This is a genomic window from Bradyrhizobium sp. Ken51 (genome assembly GCF_055807435.1).
This window is the reverse complement of the sequence record NZ_JBVVPB010000012.1, coordinates 222,554-236,992: the sequence shown is the minus strand read 5'-3', so window position 1 is coordinate 236,992 and position 14,439 is coordinate 222,554. Positions and strand designations below refer to the sequence as shown.

Below are 14,439 nucleotides of genomic sequence, written 5' to 3'. Positions count from 1 at the left end.
GTCGGCCTCTCGTTCCTGGTCGCGCAAGTGATCGCCGACCGCTGGGGATGGCGGACGGCTCTCTTCGCCTGGCTGGAAGGCCGCGGCGACAAGCCGGTCAATCGCGATCCCGCCCCGTTCCGTCCCGTCATGCTGGCGCACGCGATCGAAGACACCGATTTCGCGGCGCTCGATCCCGCCGACTACATCGCCGAATGGAAATGGGACGGCATCCGCGTGCAGGCGGTCGCCGGCCGCGACGAGCACGGCCACATCACCGCGCGGCTCTATTCGCGCACCGGCGAGGACATCACCGGCAGCTTCCCGGACTTCGTGCCGTCGCTGCGGCTACCCGGCGCCATCGACGGCGAGCTTCTGATCCTGCGCGAAGGGCGTGTGCAGAGTTTCAACGTTCTGCAACAGCGACTCAACCGCAAGGTTGTGTCTCCGAAGCTGATCAAGGAGTTTCCGATTCACCTGCGCGCCTACGATCTGCTCGGCGACGATGAGAATGATCTGCGCGAATTGCCGTTCGCGGAGCGTCGCGAGCGGCTTGAGACCTTCATCGGCAAGCTTGATGATCCCCGCATCGATCTCTCGCCCACCGTGCCGTTCGCAAGTTGGGAGGCGCTGACAGCCGCACGGGCCGATCCCGCGAGCGCCGGTGCGGGCGAAGATGCGGACGCCGTCGAGGGCGTGATGCTGAAGCGGCGCGATGCGCCCTATCTGCCGGGCCGGCCGAAGGGACAGTGGTGGAAGTGGAAGCGCGATCCGCACATCATCGACGCCGTGCTGATGTATGCGCAGCGCGGCCACGGCAAGCGCTCGTCCTTCTATTCCGACTACACCTTTGGCGTCTGGACTGAAGGCGACAACGGCGACGAGCTGGTGCCGGTCGGAAAAGCCTATTTCGGCTTCACCGACGAGGAGTTGCTCCAGATCGACCGCTTCGTGCGTCGCAATACCACCGAAAAATTCGGCCCCGTCCGCCACGTCGTGCACGAGGGCGACAAGGGGCTGGTGCTGGAGGTCGCCTTCGAGGGGCTGCAGCGCTCGCCGCGGCACAAATCCGGCGTCGCCATGCGCTTTCCCCGCATCAGCCGCTTGCGCTGGGACAAGCCGCCGCGGGAAGCCGACCGGCTGGAAACGCTGGAAAAGATGCTGAAAGCGGAAGCGGCGGAGATTGATGCTTAAGAAGCCCTGGGCATGCGCTTGCCCGAATTAAAATCCCGTAACCCGATTGACGCCCCCTCACGGGTTCCCCATGTCCCCCGCCGTGCCCTATGGTAGGGTCGAATCCCCTGAGGAGTTTGAGATGGCCCACGACGTCAGAGATTTGCCGGCCGGCCGCGCTGACGGCCTGAACCGCTTTCTCGGCGGCTCGCCGCTGGCGGTCGCGTTTCGCCTGGTGCTGCTCTCGATCCTGGTCGGCGTCGTGCTGGCAGCGATCGGCTTCGATCCCTGGAATATCATCTACAGCATTCGTCTCTTGTTTCAGCGGCTGTGGGATCTCGGCTTCGATACCGTGAACTGGCTGTGGCGCTACTTCCTGCTCGGCGCTGTGATCGTGATTCCGATCTGGCTGCTGATGCGCGTTTTCGGCGCGCCTCGCAGGTAAGTCGTTACTTTTGAGCATGATCTTGTCGGAAAACCGCTTCACACTGTTCCGGATCATGCTCTAGGGAGCCAGCGGCGGATGCAATTGCGCTTTGTCGGCTGCGGCGACGCCTTCGGATCCGGCGGCAGGCTCAACACCTGCTTCCACGTCTCGGGGCGCGAGGCCAACTTCCTGATCGATTGCGGCGCGTCGGCTCTGCCGGCGCTGAAGCGGCTCGAGATCGACTGCAACGAGATCGACCTCATCCTGATCACGCATTTCCACGGCGACCATTTTGCCGGGCTGCCGTTTGTCCTGCTCGACGCGCAATTCTCGCGGCGAACGCGGCCCCTCACGATCGCCGGTCCCAAAGGCATCGAGACGCGGCTGCGTGCGGTGATGGAGGCTCTGTTCGAGCATTCCTCTACGACGAAAAAGCGTTTCGAGCTGTCGGTCGTCGAGCTCGCGCCGGAGCAGAGCCAAAGCTTCGGCGCGGTGGCGGTGACGCCCTATCCCGTCGTGCACGGCGAATCGGGCGGGCCGTTCCTCGCCTATCGCGTCGAAGCCGAGGGCCGCACGCTGGCCTACAGCGCCGATACCGAATGGACGGAGACGCTCATTCCGCTGGCGCATGGCGCGGACCTTTTCATCGCCGAAGCCTATATGTACGAGAAGGTGGTCAAGAATCACCTCAGCCTGAAGACCTTGGAACAGCATCTTCCCGAAATCGGCGCAAAACGCCTCGTCCTCACCCATATGAGCGAAGACGTGCTGTCGCGCCTTGACGACATCGCCCATCTCACCGCCGAAGACGGCATGGTGCTCGTGTTCTGAGATGCACGCACCCGTTCACTTGAAGATCGGTTCCCGTCAGGTCTTCGCCATCGCAGGTCCCGCGATGGTCGCGAACCTCACCACGCCGCTGATCGGCGTGGTCTCGACCACCGCGATCGGACGGCTGGACGATGCCGCGCTGCTCGGCGGCGTCGCCATCGCGTCCGTCATCTTCGATTGCCTGTTCTGGCTGTTCGGATTCCTGCGCATGAGCACGCTCGCTTTCACGGCGCAGGCGCTCGGTGCCGGCGAGACGCGCGAGCTGACCGCGATCCTGGTGCGCGGCCTGATCGTCGCCGGGTTGGTCGGGATAGCCCTGATCGCGCTCCAACTGCCGCTGGCCGCCGTGCTGTTCGACCTGATGGGCGGCAGCGAGGGCGTCACGCGCGCGGCAAAAACCTACTTCGTGATCCGGATCTGGTCGGCGCCGCTGGCGCTCGCCAACTACGTCATCCTCGGCTGGCTGGTCGGCCAAGCCCGCGCCAATCCGGCGCTCGCGCTCCAGGTCGTCATCAATCTCGTCAACGCGGCGGCGACGATCCTGCTGGTGCTGGTCTACGACACCGGCATCGCGGGTGCTGCGATCGCGGCGCTGCTGTCCGAAGCGGCCGGATTCGGGCTCGGCGTGATGGTCTGCCGCCGTTATGCGGACGGCGGGTTCGCGGTGCCATACGCAGAGCTGTTCGACCGGGCCAAGCTGATGCGGCTGCTGGCGGTGAATTCCGACATCCTGATCCGCACCGCGGCGCTGATCGCCGTGTTTCTGTTTTTCACCGCCAAGGGCGCGCGGGCCGGCGACGTCACGCTGGCCGCCAATTCCGTGCTCAACAATTTTCTGCTGGTCAGCGCCTTCTTCCTCGATGGTCTTGCCAACGCAGCCCAGCAGCTTTGCGGCCGTACGCTCGGCGCACGCGACGCCAGGGGATTTGCGGATTCGACCCGGCTGGTGCTGCTATGGGGGCTCGGCTTCGCGCTGGTCGTGTCCGCGCTGTTCGCTCTGTTTGGGCCGAACTTGATCGATTTCATGACGGCGAGCGAAAGCGTCCGTCGCGGCGCGCGGGAATTCCTGCCGTTCGTCGTGCTTGCGCCCATCCCCGGCGTGTTCGCCTTCGGCTTCGACGGCATCTATATCGGCGCGACCTGGGCGCGCGAGATGCGCAATCTGATGCTGGCCTCGCTCGCGATCTTCCTCGCCACATGGTGGGCGCTGCAATCGTTCGGCAATGCCGGGCTGTGGAGCGCGCTGATCGCCTCCTATGTCTCGCGCGGCGGCTTGCAGGCCGCGCGCTATCCGGCGCTGTACAGGAAGACGTTTTCGAAGCAGTCGCTGTAACTCGTAGCCCGAATGGAGCGAAAGCGTAATCCGGGGCCTTCGCGTCCGCGGATAGAATCCCGGATTGCGCTTCGCTCCATCCGGGCTACGCGGCGAAGAGCTACATCCCCGGCCAGTCTTCCGCCGTCAGCGTAGCTGCGTCGGAGCCGACGATCTCGGAGAGAGAATCCCGCCCCGTGCGCAATAGGGTCGAGGTGAGGTCGCGCTTGATCTCGTCGACGAGGCCGAGGCCCTTGTAGACCAGCGACGAATAGAGCTGGATCAGGCTCGCGCCGGCGCGGATCTTCGTCAGCGCGGCGCCGCCCGAATCCACGCCGCCGACGCCGATCAGGGGGAATGCGCCCTCGACGCGCACATAGGTCTCCGCGACCATCCGTGTCGACAGCCGGAACAGCGGCCGGCCGGACAGGCCGCCCTGTTCCTTGGCGCGCATCTCCTCGCGCAGCGTGCTCGGCCGCGCGATCGTGGTGTTCGACACGATCATGCCGTCGACCCGGCGCGAGCGCGCGACCTGCACGACGTCATCGAGCTGGGCGAGGCTCAAATCCGGCGCGATCTTGAGCAGCACCGGCGTGTCGCCGGCGCTCTCGCGCACCCGCTCGCGCGCGTCGATCACCCTGGCGAGGAGATCGTCGAGCAGCGCGCCTTCCTGCAGATTGCGCAGGCCCGGCGTGTTCGGCGAGGACACGTTGACGGTGAAATAGCTCGCGACCGGCGCAAAGGTCTCGATCAGCTTAACGTAATCATTGACCCGATCGGGCGAATCCTTGTTGGCGCCGACATTGACGCCGACGATGCCGCCGTGCTGCGCGCGCGCCGCGAGCCGGCGCAGGGCTGTCTCCGCGCCGTCATTGTTGAAGCCCATGCGGTTGATCACGGCCTCGTCGCGCTCGAGGCGAAACAGCCGCGGTCGCGGATTGCCGCTTTGCGGCTTCGGCGTCACCGAGCCGATCTCGACGAAGCCGAAGCCGAGCCGCAGCAGCGCATCCGGCACTTCGGCACTCTTGTCGAAACCCGCGGCCATGCCGATCGGATTGGGGAAGTTGAGCCCGAACGCACGCACCGCAAGCTTGGGATCATCAGCGTGCGGCTTGCCCGGCGGCAGGAAGCGCAGGCCCTGGATCGCGAGGCGATGCGCATCCTCGGGATCGAGCCAGCGCAACACCGGCAGTGAGAGAGCGTCGAAGGCGCGGATCACGGGGCAAGCTCCGGAACGTCGTGGCCGCCGTCGGAGCGCGTGTTGAGGTTCATCACGGCAATCACCGCGCCGAGATCGAGCTCGCCATAGAGATGCGGAAACAGCTCCTCATTGCGCGAACGCTCCCAGCGCAATGCGCTGCCGAGCGCATCGCCGTCGACCTCGACCAGGAACAGCGCGCGCTGCCCGACATAATGCTTCTGCAGGGTCTCGGGAACCTGGGCAGCGGTGGAGAAATGGATGAATCCGTCGCGCGAATCGTCCGCGCTGCCGCGGTAGACACCCTGCCGTTCCGCCTCGCGCCAGGCCGAGGCCGGACAGATTTTGTAGATCTTGACCACCGCTTACGCAGCCCTGTTTGCCCGTGGAGACAGCTCTTTGAGTCTCTTGGGGATTTTCGTCTCTCGTGGGTCTTTAAATCCCGGGCGGGACCGTAAAGGCCACCCCTGCCGAACTCAAGACTTAGACGCCGCCTCTTGCACGAAAAGCGGAAAACCGGTTGATTTGAGGATAGTTTTCCTGAGTTGCGACGGGCTGGACCTTCCATGGTCAAGCAGGCCAAAGCGCAGAGGATGCTCACCCACGACCAGATCTGGGGTGCACTGGATCGGCTGGCGGAGCGTGCCGGGCTGTCGCCGTCCGGCCTCGCCAAGCGCGCCGGGCTCGATCCCACCACCTTCAACAAGTCCAAGCGCGTCACCTCCGACGGCCGCGAGCGCTGGCCGTCGACAGAATCGATCGCGAAAGCGCTGGCGGCGGCAGATTCCTCGATCGACACCTTTGCCAGGCTGGTCGGCGACGACGCGGGCGGCGGCCGCTCGGTGCCGCTGCTCGGCTTCGCGCTGGCAGGCGCGAGCGGCGCCTTCGACGAGTCCGGCTTTCCCGTCGGCAAGGGCTGGACCGAATTTGCCCTTCCCGCCGCCGAGGGCAACCACAGCTTCGCGCTGCAGATTACCGGCGAAGCGCTTGCACCCGCCTATCGCGACGGCGACATCATCCTGGTCGCGCCCGGCGCGCCGATCCGCAAAGGGGATCGCGTGGTGGTGAAGACTAAGGCGGGCGAGGTGACGGTGGCGACGCTGAAGCGCCGCACGGCAAAGGCTCTGGATTTGCAGCCGCTCGATCCCTCCCAGGCCGAGCGGACGATGGCAGCGAGCGAGGTCGGCTGGATCGCGCGGATCGCGTGGGCAAGCCAGTGATCGCGTCTCGCCTGGCAGCCTTGCGACTCAGCATCTCTCTCGCATAGGTTGCCGCCACTCATTGCCGAGCAAATTCATGTTAGGGGGAATATGATGAATCGCCGTCACGCATTGAAGGCCCTCGCGGGTCTTGCGCTTTGTCCGCTCTGCAAGCCGGCCTTCGCCGCCGAAGGTGCGCATTGGAGCTATGAAGGCGCCGGCGCCAAATGGGGCGAGCTCGACGCGGCCAACAAGGCCTGCGCGGTCGGCCTGCAACAATCGCCGATCGACATCGAGGCGACGGTCAAATCGCAATTGCCCGCGCTGAAGCTGAACTGGGGCAAGAGCGCCGACACCATCGTCAACAACGGGCACACGATCCAGCTCAACTTCAGCGAGGGCAGCACGCTCACGCTCGGCGACGTCAAATACAAGTTGCTCCAGGTGCATTTCCACCGCCCGAGCGAGCACATGATCGGCGGCAAGAATTTTCCGATGGAGGCGCATTTCGTCCATCGCAACGAGGCCGGCGGGCTCGCCGTGGTCGGCGTGCTGATGGCCGAGGGCAAGCCGAACCCGGCCTTCGGCAAGATCGTCAAGACCATGCCGGCCGCGGAAGGCCCCGCCGTGAAGGCGGATACGACCATCGATCCCCACGCCATGCTGCCCACGAGGCTCAGCTACTTCCGCTATCCCGGCTCGCTGACGACGCCGCCCTGTTCGGAAGTGGTCGAATGGCTGCTGCTGACCAACCCGATCCAGGTGTCGGCCACCGACGTCGCCGCGTTCGCAAAGCTCTATCCGATGAACGCGCGCCCGGTGCAGAAGGACAACCGCCGCTACGTGCTGCGCTCGATCTGAGCGGGGGCTGAAGGTCCGAACCCAACCAAATTGTCGTCCCGGCGAAGGCCGGGACCCATAACCACAGGGAGAAGTTGGGCGGAGGATCGAAGTTGCGCTTCGGTACGACGACCGTCGCTACCCGACAGATCACGCGGTATGGGTCCCGGCCTTCGCCGGGACGACGTGGTAGAAACATCCCGTTCCTACAACACCGCTACGCACTCCGGGCCAGCGCGCCGTCGATCATGTTCACCGCATTCTGCACGCCATACACCGCGACGAAGGAGCCGAAGCGCGGGCCCTTTTCCTGGCCGAGCAGCACCTGGTAGAGCATGTTGAACCAGTCGAGTGTCACGCCGGGACGGCCGTCCTTGCCCTTCTTGACCTGATCGAGGAACGGCTCGCGGCGGCCGATCTCGTAGACGACGTTCTGGATGTCCTCGGCCGAAGCGTCCTGCGGAAGCTGCGATAATGCATCCCGCAAATCCTGCAGCGCCGCGCGCTCGGTCTCGGTCGGTTCGCGGAAGGTCTTCGTCGGCGCGACGAAGTCGCGATAATAATTGATGGCATAGCCGACCATTGCGTCGAGCTTGGGATGCGTCTGCGGGCTCACGCCGGGCCGATAGCGGCCAATGAAACCCCACAGCGTCTCGGCATTCTCCGCATTCGACGACGACACCAGCGTCAGCAAGAGCTGGAACGTGACGGGCATGTCGAACTTCGGCGGATGGCCGCTATGGACGTGCCAGACCGGATTGCCGAGCTGCTGCTTGGCGTCCTGCTTGGCAAAACCGTCGATGAACTGCTGGTAGTCGTCGACGTTGCGCGGGATGACGTCGAAATACAGCCGCTTGGCCGCCTTCGGCTCGCGATACATGAACAGCGACAGCGATTCCGGCGAGGCGTAACGCAGCCATTCGTCGATGGTGAGGCCGTTGCCCTTCGACTTCGAGATCTTCTGGCCCTTGTCGTCGAGGAAGAGCTCGTAGTTGAAACCTTCCGGCGGCGTGGCGCCGAGCGCCCTCGCGATCGCGCCGGAGAGTTTGACCGAGTCGATCAGATCCTTGCCGGCCATCTCGTAATCGACGCCGAGCGCGACCCAGCGCATCGCCCAGTCGGCCTTCCATTGGCACTTGACGTTGCCGCCGGTGACGGGCGTCTCGACTTCCTGGTTGGTATCGGGATCGAGATAGGTCACCGTGCCGGCTGCAACGTCGCGGCGGATCATCGGCACCTGGAGCACGACACCCGTGGTCTTGCTGATCGGCAGAAACGGCGAATAGGTCGCGCGGCGGTCGGGTCCGAGCGTGGGCAGGATGATCGCCATCACCTTGTCGTAGGCAGCTAACATCTTGAGCAGCGTCGCGTCGAAACGGCCGGACGTATAATAGTCGGTCGAGCTCGCGAATTCGTAGTCGAAGCCGAAATGATCGAGGAAGGCGCGCAGCCGCGCATTGTTGTGGTGCCCGAACGACGGGTACTCGTTGGAGAACGGATCCGGCACGCGCGTCAGCGGCTTGCCGAGATGCGCGGCCAGCATCTCCTTGTTCGGCACGTTGTCGGGCACTTTCCGAAACCCGTCCATGTCGTCGGAGAACGCGAGCAGGCGCGTCTTGATCTTGTTCTCGGTCAGCACATGAAAAGCGTGCCGCACCATCGAGGTGCGCGCCACCTCGCCGAAGGTGCCGATATGCGGCAGGCCTGATGGCCCGTAGCCGGTCTCGAACAGCACCTCGTCCTTCGGGCTTTTCTTCAGCCGCGCGACAATGGCCTTCGCCTGCTCGAACGGCCAGGCGTTGGATTGTTCGGCGAGCGCACGCAGATCGCTCGGGTTCGCGGCAAGATCGATAACGGACATCTAAGGGGCCTCCGGGCCGCGGAAAATAGCGATTTCCGGGCAGAATGCAATTTTGCGGGGCGGGCAACCGCACCCACCGTCATTGCGAGCGAAGCGAAGCAATCCAGAATCTTTCCGCAGAAACAGCCTGGATTGCTTCGTCGCTGCGCTCCTCGCAATGACGACGAGGAGCCAGCGAAGCTAAAACGGGCTCACCGAGAAATACCGCAGCCACAAATCCGTGTAGCGGCCCTTTTCCCAGACGCGAAACATCGCCCAGTTCAGGGCCTGACGCAGCACGTCGTTGCCCTTGCGCACGGCGATGCCGATGCCTTCGCCGAAGAAACGGCTCTCGACGAAGGGACCGCCGGAGAAGGCGCAGCAATCGCCGGAATCGGTGCCGTTGATCCAGAACGCGAGCGCGATGGCATCGCCGAAGATGAAATCGACCTCGCCCTTGCGCAAGGCGGCGCGCACGGCATCGTCGTTGGGATAGGAGTGCAGTTCGGCGTCCGTGAACATCGCCTTGAGATAGGCTTCATGCGCGGAGCCGGCGATGACGCCGACCTTCTTGCCTTCGAGATATTCGGGCCTGATCTCCGGCATCACTGCGTCCTTGCGCGAAGCGAAGCGCGCCGGCACGCGATAATAGGGATCGGTGAAGTCGACCCGGGCGCGGAGCTGCGGGCTCACCGCCATCGAGGCGATGATGGCGTCGCCGCGGTTGGAGGCGAGTGCATCCACCAGCGTCTCGAAGCGGCGCATTTGCACCGTGCAGGTGACCTTGATCTCCTCGCAGAGAGCGCGGGCGAAGTCGACGTTGAAGCCGGCGGGATTGCCGTCGGCGCCGGTATAGTTGAACGGCGGATAGTCGGTCTCGGTCAGGAAACGGATCACGGTCAGGCGCGACAAATCCGGCCGCTCCGGCCGCCGCCGCGGGTCCCAGAAGCCCGGCACGGCCTGCGGCGCCGCCTGGGGCGCGACCTGAGGTGAGGCTTGCGGCGCCGCTGGGGGCTGCTTGGCCGGGGCCTGCGCCTGCGCGCATGGCGCAGCAACGAGCAGGCAGACGCCGGCGACCAGCCCGGTCAGCAAGCCACGGGCGGATTTGGACGATTTCGCCTGTTGCGATGGAGCCATCGGCTGAAAATGAACGAATTTCGTTGGGATCGGAGGGCCTTATAGCCCATCCGGCCGGGAACGCGAGCGCGGATTGCAGCTAATAGGGGAGCCTACAGATACCGCTTCAACTCCACCGCGGCCTCTTCCGGCGTGCGCTTCAGGTTGAACGGCGAGACGAAGCGGCCGTCGCGGTCCATCAGATAGATCAGCGCGGTGTGGTCCATGGTGTAGTCGCCGTCCTTGGTCGGGACCTTCTTGGCATAGACCCGGTAGGAGGTGATCACCTTGGCGGTCTCGGCAGGATCGCCGCTGAGGCCTTCGAGGTGCGGGTCGAAGCTCGACAGATAATCCTTCATCGCCGCCGGCGTATCGCGCTCGGGATCGACCGAGATGAAGACGGCATTGACCTTGTCGGCGTCCTTGCCCATCGCGCGCAGCACTTCCGAGATCTCGAACAGCGAGGTCGGGCAGACGTCGGGGCAATGGGTGTAGCCGAAGAAGATCAGGGTCGGCTTGCCCTTCAGGTTCTTGTCAGTGACGGCCTTGCCGTTCTGGTCGGTGAGCTGGAACGGGCCGCCGATCGCGGCCGGCTGCACCACCTTGCCGACCCCGCCCATGGCCCAGAATACGATCAGGAGCCCAAGGACGAGGCTTGCGGCGAAGGCGGTCGCGATCACCAGCGGACGGGCGGCGGAGCTCATGGGCGAAAAACTTCCTGTCGCGGGTCAGAAGCAGGCGGCGAAACCGGTCCTGATCATTTCGAAGAACACCTGGCTGCCGTAGTGGAACCAGAGCGCGAGCGCCCCGAGCACGACCAGGCCGCTGACGCCAGCACCCGCCAACAGCAGCACGACCGGCATCCGGCCGGCAGTGGGCGAATTGTCCGATACGGGATGGGCGGGGTGCAGTGGTTGAGCCATGACAACGATCGGGTGAAGGGTTCCCTGCCGTTCAAATAGGCGCTGGGACTGGGCCGGGCAAGCGCGGTGGGCGGGCGGGGGGTCGTATGGTGGGGAGGATCTCCGTCATGCCCGGCCTTGTCCCGGGCATCCACGCACTTCTCGCCGGCCCAAAAACGTGGATGGCCGGGACAGGCCCGGCCATGACGAAAATTCAGGTTAGACGAAGCGAGCGCCTGCCGCGGTCTATCTTGGCGACGGCTTGTTGGCCGAGGCCTGCGCGTCGAGGTAGCAGGGCTTGTACATGGCCTGGAGCTGCCTGCCCTTCAGAAAGAGCATATGCGGGGTGAGGCCGCCGCGCTGATTGATCCAGCGCTTCACCTGCGAGGGATACATCGCATAGAGCATCTGGGTCGCTTCGGTATTGGTGACGGCGCGGCCGTTGCTGCCGAAATCCCACGCTGCGTGGAAACCCAGTGTCGCGTGCGAGGTCACGCAAATGCGGTCAGGCGGGATGGCGCCGAGGACGATGGTGCAGGCAGAGGCGCAGAGACCGTCGATGATGACGGTATCGCCTGACTGTCGCAGGTCCTGGTATTTGTCGACGTAGGTTCCGATTCGGCCGCCGCGGTCATCCGCGATCCGAACCACTGCCTGAGAAGCGCCCATGCTCGCGATCAGGAGAACCGCCGCAAGCAACCCCGTCAGAAACTTCATTGGCCCCCGCCCCAGTCGAATTCGAATCTGTGTGTCAGGTGGTGATGCCCTGCTAGGGTCTGTCGTAACCGCGGTTTTGTCTAGGCATGCCGGCTCGTTCAAAACAAATTCAAATCCAGTGTTGCGCCGGCGCTGCACTCGGGCGCTCTTTTTCCCGAAGTGGAACAAGTTAACGATGTCTTACGCGCCACACTCTTGATCTCAGTTGCAACCGCCGGCTTCAATCCGGGCAACTACAGGGGGGAACCTGTGGAGGGGGAAACACATGCAGGGGAAAACACATGGCCGAACGGATGACTGAAGAGACTGACGTCATCGTTGTCGGCGCAGGACTGTCGGGCCTCGTGGCCGCAACCGAGATTGCGGATGCCGGCAAGCGCGTGATCGTGGTCGACCAGGAGGGCGAGCAGTCGGTCGGCGGCCAGGCGTTCTGGTCGTTCGGCGGTTTGTTCCTGGTCGATTCGCCGGAGCAGCGCCGACTCGGCATCAAGGACTCCTTCGACCTTGCGATGCAGGACTGGCTCGGCACCGCCGGCTTCGACCGTGACGAGGATTTCTGGCCGCGCCAATGGGCCGAGGCCTATGTGGCGTTCGCGGCCGGCGAGAAGCGCGCTTGGCTGCGCGCGATGGGCCATCGCATCTTTCCCGTGGTCGGATGGGCCGAGCGCGGCGGCTATGACGCCATGGGCCACGGCAATTCAGTGCCGCGCTTTCATGTCACCTGGGGCACCGGGCCCGGCATCGTCGAGCCGTTCGAGCGCCGCGCGCGCGAGGCCGTCAAAAGCGGTCGGCTGACCTTTCGGTTCCGCCATCGCGTCGATGCGCTCTCGATCACCAACGGCACGGTGGATGGCGTCCGCGGCGCCATTCTCGCCCCCGACAATGTCGAGCGCGGCAAGAGCTCATCGCGCAACGTCGTCGGCGAGTTTGCGTTGAAGGCGCAAGCCGTGATCGTGGCGTCCGGCGGCATCGGCGGCAATCACGAACTGGTCCGGCAGAACTGGCCGAAGCGGCTCGGCGAGCCGCCGAAATTCATGATCTCCGGCGTGCCCGAGCATGTCGACGGCCGCATGATCGGCATCACCGAGACATCAGGCGCGCGGCTGATCAACCGCGACCGCATGTGGCATTATGTCGAAGGCATCCAGAACTGGTCACCGATCTGGCCGCGCCACGGCATCCGCATCCTGCCCGGCCCCTCCTCGATGTGGTTCGACGCCACCGGCACGCGCTTGCCGGCGCCGCTCTTCCCCGGCTCCGACACCCTCGGCCAGCTCCAATACATCATGTCCACCGGCTACGAATATTCCTGGTTCATCCTGACCCAGAGCATCATCAAGAAGGAGTTTGCGCTGTCGGGCTCGGAGCAGAACCCCGACCTCACCGGCAAAAGCTGGCGCATGACGATCAAGCGCGCCACCAACAAGGGCGCGCCGGCGCCGGTGGAAGCGTTCAAAAGCCATGGTGTCGACTTCATCGTGCGCGACAAGATCGAGTATCTCGTTGCGGCCATGAACAAGCTGGTCGGCAGCGACCTCCTCAAGCTCGAGCACATTAAGATGCAGATCGAGGCGCGCGACCGTGAAATCACGAACCCTTACGTCAAGGATGCGCAGGTGATGAACATCCACAATGCGCGGCGCTATATCGGCGACAGGCTGATCCGCACCGCCTCCCCTCACCGCATCCTCGATCCCGCGCAAGGGCCGCTGATCGCGGTCAAGCTCAACATTCTCACCCGCAAGACGCTGGGCGGTTTCGAGACAGACCTCTCTTCGCGTGTGTTCGGCGATGAGGGCAGCGTCATCCCCGGCCTCTATGCAGTGGGCGAAGCCGCCGGCTTCGGCGGCGGTGGCGTGCACGGCTATCGCTCGCTGGAAGGCACGTTCCTCGGCGGCTGCCTGTTCTCGGGCCGCAATGCGGGCCGCGCCGCGGCGCAGGCCGTGGGCTAGACCATGCGGGGGGGGATGCGCATCGCGGCGTTTGTTGCGGCATTGGCCGCCGCCCCGGCTGCGTCCGCCGATACGATCGACATCGACGGCGTGAAGCGGTCCTACGCTGTGCAATTGCCGGCAAAGCGGCTCGTGCCGCTCGTGGTCGTGCTGCATGGCAAGACCCAGCGCGGCGCCGACATGATGACGCGGACGGCGTGGCCGCAGGTCGCAAAGCGCGAAGGGTTCGCCGTGGTCTTTCCTGATGGCCTCAACCACGCATGGGCCGATGCGAGGACCAAGGCCGGACCGGCGCTCCGTGGCCCGCCCGCAGGCACCGACGACGTCGCCTTCATCGCCAAACTCGTCGAGAAGCTGGTGGCGAACGGCACCGCCGACCCTCGCCGCGTCTATGTCGCCGGCATCTCCAATGGCGGCGCCATGGCCATGACGCTGGTCTGCGCCCGCGCCGATCTGTTTGCTGCCGGCGCGAGCGTGAGCATGAACCTCACCGATGAGGCCGCGGTCACGTGCCATCCGTCGCGGCCGCTGCCGATGCTGCTGATGAACGGCACGGCCGATCCGCTGGTCCCCTACGAGGGCGGCCGCGGATCGAGCTATTATGCCGCAGACGGTTTCTGGTCCACCGACGAGACGCTTGCGTTCTGGCGCAAGCTCAACGGCTGCGAGACCGACAATTCCGACGTGACCGATCTGCCCGACAGGGCGCCCACAGACCAGTCCACGGTGACACGGATCTCCTCGCGCTGCCCTGAGGGGCACGACGTCGTGCTTTATCGCATCAATCAAGGCGGTCACCGCATGCCCGGATTTTCTCCGGATGCCCGCTTCCCGAAGGTCGCCGCCAGCTTGCTCGGATCGCAGAACGGCGACATCGACGCCGCCGAGACGATCTGGACGTTCTTCGGCCAGTTTCCTTGAAGCGCAACACATGCATGGCCAGCGACGCATGC

The 14,439-nt window shown here is 64.8% G+C and carries 15 protein-coding genes; 8 read left to right on the top strand and 7 right to left on the bottom strand.

Translation table 11 applies throughout. The features are described 5' to 3' along the window. From AC0L27_RS21655 to AC0L27_RS21640, 4 genes are all read left to right on the top strand, one after another. Positions 1-1,173 (top strand): ATP-dependent DNA ligase (locus AC0L27_RS21655; protein WP_473320272.1); only part of this gene is annotated, 1,173 nt, incomplete at its 5' end. A 121-nt stretch (positions 1,174-1,294) separates the two neighbouring features. Further along, positions 1,295-1,597, top strand: a complete 303-nt coding sequence (locus AC0L27_RS21650) for a DUF6460 domain-containing protein (protein WP_354207567.1) — start codon at positions 1,295-1,297, stop codon at positions 1,595-1,597. 78 nt (positions 1,598-1,675) lie between these two features. Then, positions 1,676-2,410: an MBL fold metallo-hydrolase gene (locus tag AC0L27_RS21645; RefSeq protein ID WP_354207565.1), complete on the top strand. Its 735-nt coding sequence runs from the start codon at positions 1,676-1,678 to the stop codon at positions 2,408-2,410. Position 2,411: 1 nt separating this feature from the next. After that, the gene (locus AC0L27_RS21640) at positions 2,412-3,743 is read left to right on the top strand and encodes an MATE family efflux transporter (RefSeq protein ID WP_354207563.1); all 1,332 of its coding nucleotides are present in this window, start codon (positions 2,412-2,414) and stop codon (positions 3,741-3,743) included. Between the two features lie 100 nt (positions 3,744-3,843). Here AC0L27_RS21640 and AC0L27_RS21635 read toward each other — a convergent pair whose 3' ends face one another. Together AC0L27_RS21635 and AC0L27_RS21630 are read right to left on the bottom strand one after the other, a co-directional pair. Continuing rightward, positions 3,844-4,941 carry a quinone-dependent dihydroorotate dehydrogenase gene (locus tag AC0L27_RS21635; protein ID WP_354255980.1) on the bottom strand — a complete coding sequence of 366 codons (1,098 nt, stop codon included), beginning with the start codon at positions 4,939-4,941 and terminating at the stop codon, positions 3,844-3,846. Then, positions 4,938-5,282, bottom strand: a complete 345-nt coding sequence (locus tag AC0L27_RS21630; protein WP_275174600.1) for a DUF952 domain-containing protein — start codon at positions 5,280-5,282, stop codon at positions 4,938-4,940. Before AC0L27_RS21630 ends, AC0L27_RS21635 begins: the two co-directional genes overlap by 4 nt. 204 nt (positions 5,283-5,486) lie before the next feature. On the opposite strand from AC0L27_RS21630, the gene AC0L27_RS21625 reads away from it, so the two are divergent. Together AC0L27_RS21625 and AC0L27_RS21620 are read left to right on the top strand one after the other, a co-directional pair. Then, positions 5,487-6,140: a S24 family peptidase gene (locus AC0L27_RS21625; protein WP_354255983.1), complete on the top strand. Its 654-nt coding sequence runs from the start codon at positions 5,487-5,489 to the stop codon at positions 6,138-6,140. Positions 6,141-6,233: 93 nt separating this feature from the next. After that, positions 6,234-6,980, top strand: coding sequence for a carbonic anhydrase (locus AC0L27_RS21620; protein ID WP_275174606.1), 747 nt, complete (start codon positions 6,234-6,236; stop codon positions 6,978-6,980). A gap of 196 nt (positions 6,981-7,176) precedes the next feature. On the opposite strand, the gene AC0L27_RS21615 is transcribed toward AC0L27_RS21620, so the two are convergent. From AC0L27_RS21615 to AC0L27_RS21595, 5 genes are all read right to left on the bottom strand, one after another. Beyond that, complete coding sequence (locus AC0L27_RS21615) at positions 7,177-8,820, bottom strand: lysine--tRNA ligase (RefSeq protein WP_027570003.1); 1,644 nt, start codon at positions 8,818-8,820, stop codon at positions 7,177-7,179. A 180-nt stretch (positions 8,821-9,000) separates the two neighbouring features. Beyond that, on the bottom strand, positions 9,001-9,936 hold the full coding sequence (locus AC0L27_RS21610; RefSeq protein WP_354207556.1) for a transporter substrate-binding domain-containing protein: 936 nt from the start codon (positions 9,934-9,936) through the stop codon (positions 9,001-9,003). Positions 9,937-10,028: 92 nt separating this feature from the next. Continuing rightward, complete coding sequence (locus AC0L27_RS21605; RefSeq protein WP_354207554.1) at positions 10,029-10,619, bottom strand: SCO family protein; 591 nt, start codon at positions 10,617-10,619, stop codon at positions 10,029-10,031. 24 nt (positions 10,620-10,643) lie between these two features. Next, positions 10,644-10,838: a hypothetical protein gene (locus AC0L27_RS21600; RefSeq protein WP_354207552.1), complete on the bottom strand. Its 195-nt coding sequence runs from the start codon at positions 10,836-10,838 to the stop codon at positions 10,644-10,646. 225 nt (positions 10,839-11,063) lie between these two features. Then, positions 11,064-11,534 (bottom strand): Clp protease/crotonase-like domain-containing protein, encoded by a 471-nt coding sequence (locus tag AC0L27_RS21595; RefSeq protein WP_027515230.1) that lies wholly within the window; start codon positions 11,532-11,534, stop codon positions 11,064-11,066. 293 nt (positions 11,535-11,827) lie between these two features. On the opposite strand from AC0L27_RS21595, the gene AC0L27_RS21590 reads away from it, so the two are divergent. Both AC0L27_RS21590 and AC0L27_RS21585 read left to right on the top strand, forming a co-directional pair. Further along, positions 11,828-13,486, top strand: a complete 1,659-nt coding sequence (locus tag AC0L27_RS21590; RefSeq protein WP_354207928.1) for an FAD-binding dehydrogenase — start codon at positions 11,828-11,830, stop codon at positions 13,484-13,486. A gap of 3 nt (positions 13,487-13,489) precedes the next feature. Next, positions 13,490-14,407, top strand: coding sequence for an extracellular catalytic domain type 1 short-chain-length polyhydroxyalkanoate depolymerase (locus AC0L27_RS21585; RefSeq protein ID WP_354207550.1), 918 nt, complete (start codon positions 13,490-13,492; stop codon positions 14,405-14,407). Positions 14,408-14,439 lie beyond the last annotated feature (32 nt).

Bases quoted from the DNA above. Each gene is read 5' to 3' on its own strand.
- AC0L27_RS21650 (WP_354207567.1), top strand. From the start codon at position 1,295: ATGGCCCACGACGTCAGAGATTTGCCGGCCGGCCGCGCTGACGGCCTG.
- AC0L27_RS21645 (WP_354207565.1), top strand. From the start codon at position 1,676: ATGCAATTGCGCTTTGTCGGCTGCGGCGACGCCTTCGGATCCGGCGGC.
- AC0L27_RS21640 (WP_354207563.1), top strand. From the start codon at position 2,412: ATGCACGCACCCGTTCACTTGAAGATCGGTTCCCGTCAGGTCTTCGCC.
- AC0L27_RS21625 (WP_354255983.1), top strand. From the start codon at position 5,487: ATGGTCAAGCAGGCCAAAGCGCAGAGGATGCTCACCCACGACCAGATC.
- AC0L27_RS21620 (WP_275174606.1), top strand. From the start codon at position 6,234: ATGAATCGCCGTCACGCATTGAAGGCCCTCGCGGGTCTTGCGCTTTGT.
- AC0L27_RS21615 (WP_027570003.1), bottom strand. From the start codon at position 8,820: ATGTCCGTTATCGATCTTGCCGCGAACCCGAGCGATCTGCGTGCGCTC.
- AC0L27_RS21610 (WP_354207556.1), bottom strand. From the start codon at position 9,936: ATGGCTCCATCGCAACAGGCGAAATCGTCCAAATCCGCCCGTGGCTTG.
- AC0L27_RS21605 (WP_354207554.1), bottom strand. From the start codon at position 10,619: ATGAGCTCCGCCGCCCGTCCGCTGGTGATCGCGACCGCCTTCGCCGCA.
- AC0L27_RS21600 (WP_354207552.1), bottom strand. From the start codon at position 10,838: ATGGCTCAACCACTGCACCCCGCCCATCCCGTATCGGACAATTCGCCC.
- AC0L27_RS21595 (WP_027515230.1), bottom strand. From the start codon at position 11,534: ATGAAGTTTCTGACGGGGTTGCTTGCGGCGGTTCTCCTGATCGCGAGC.
- AC0L27_RS21590 (WP_354207928.1), top strand. From the start codon at position 11,828: ATGACTGAAGAGACTGACGTCATCGTTGTCGGCGCAGGACTGTCGGGC.
- AC0L27_RS21585 (WP_354207550.1), top strand. From the start codon at position 13,490: ATGCGGGGGGGGATGCGCATCGCGGCGTTTGTTGCGGCATTGGCCGCC.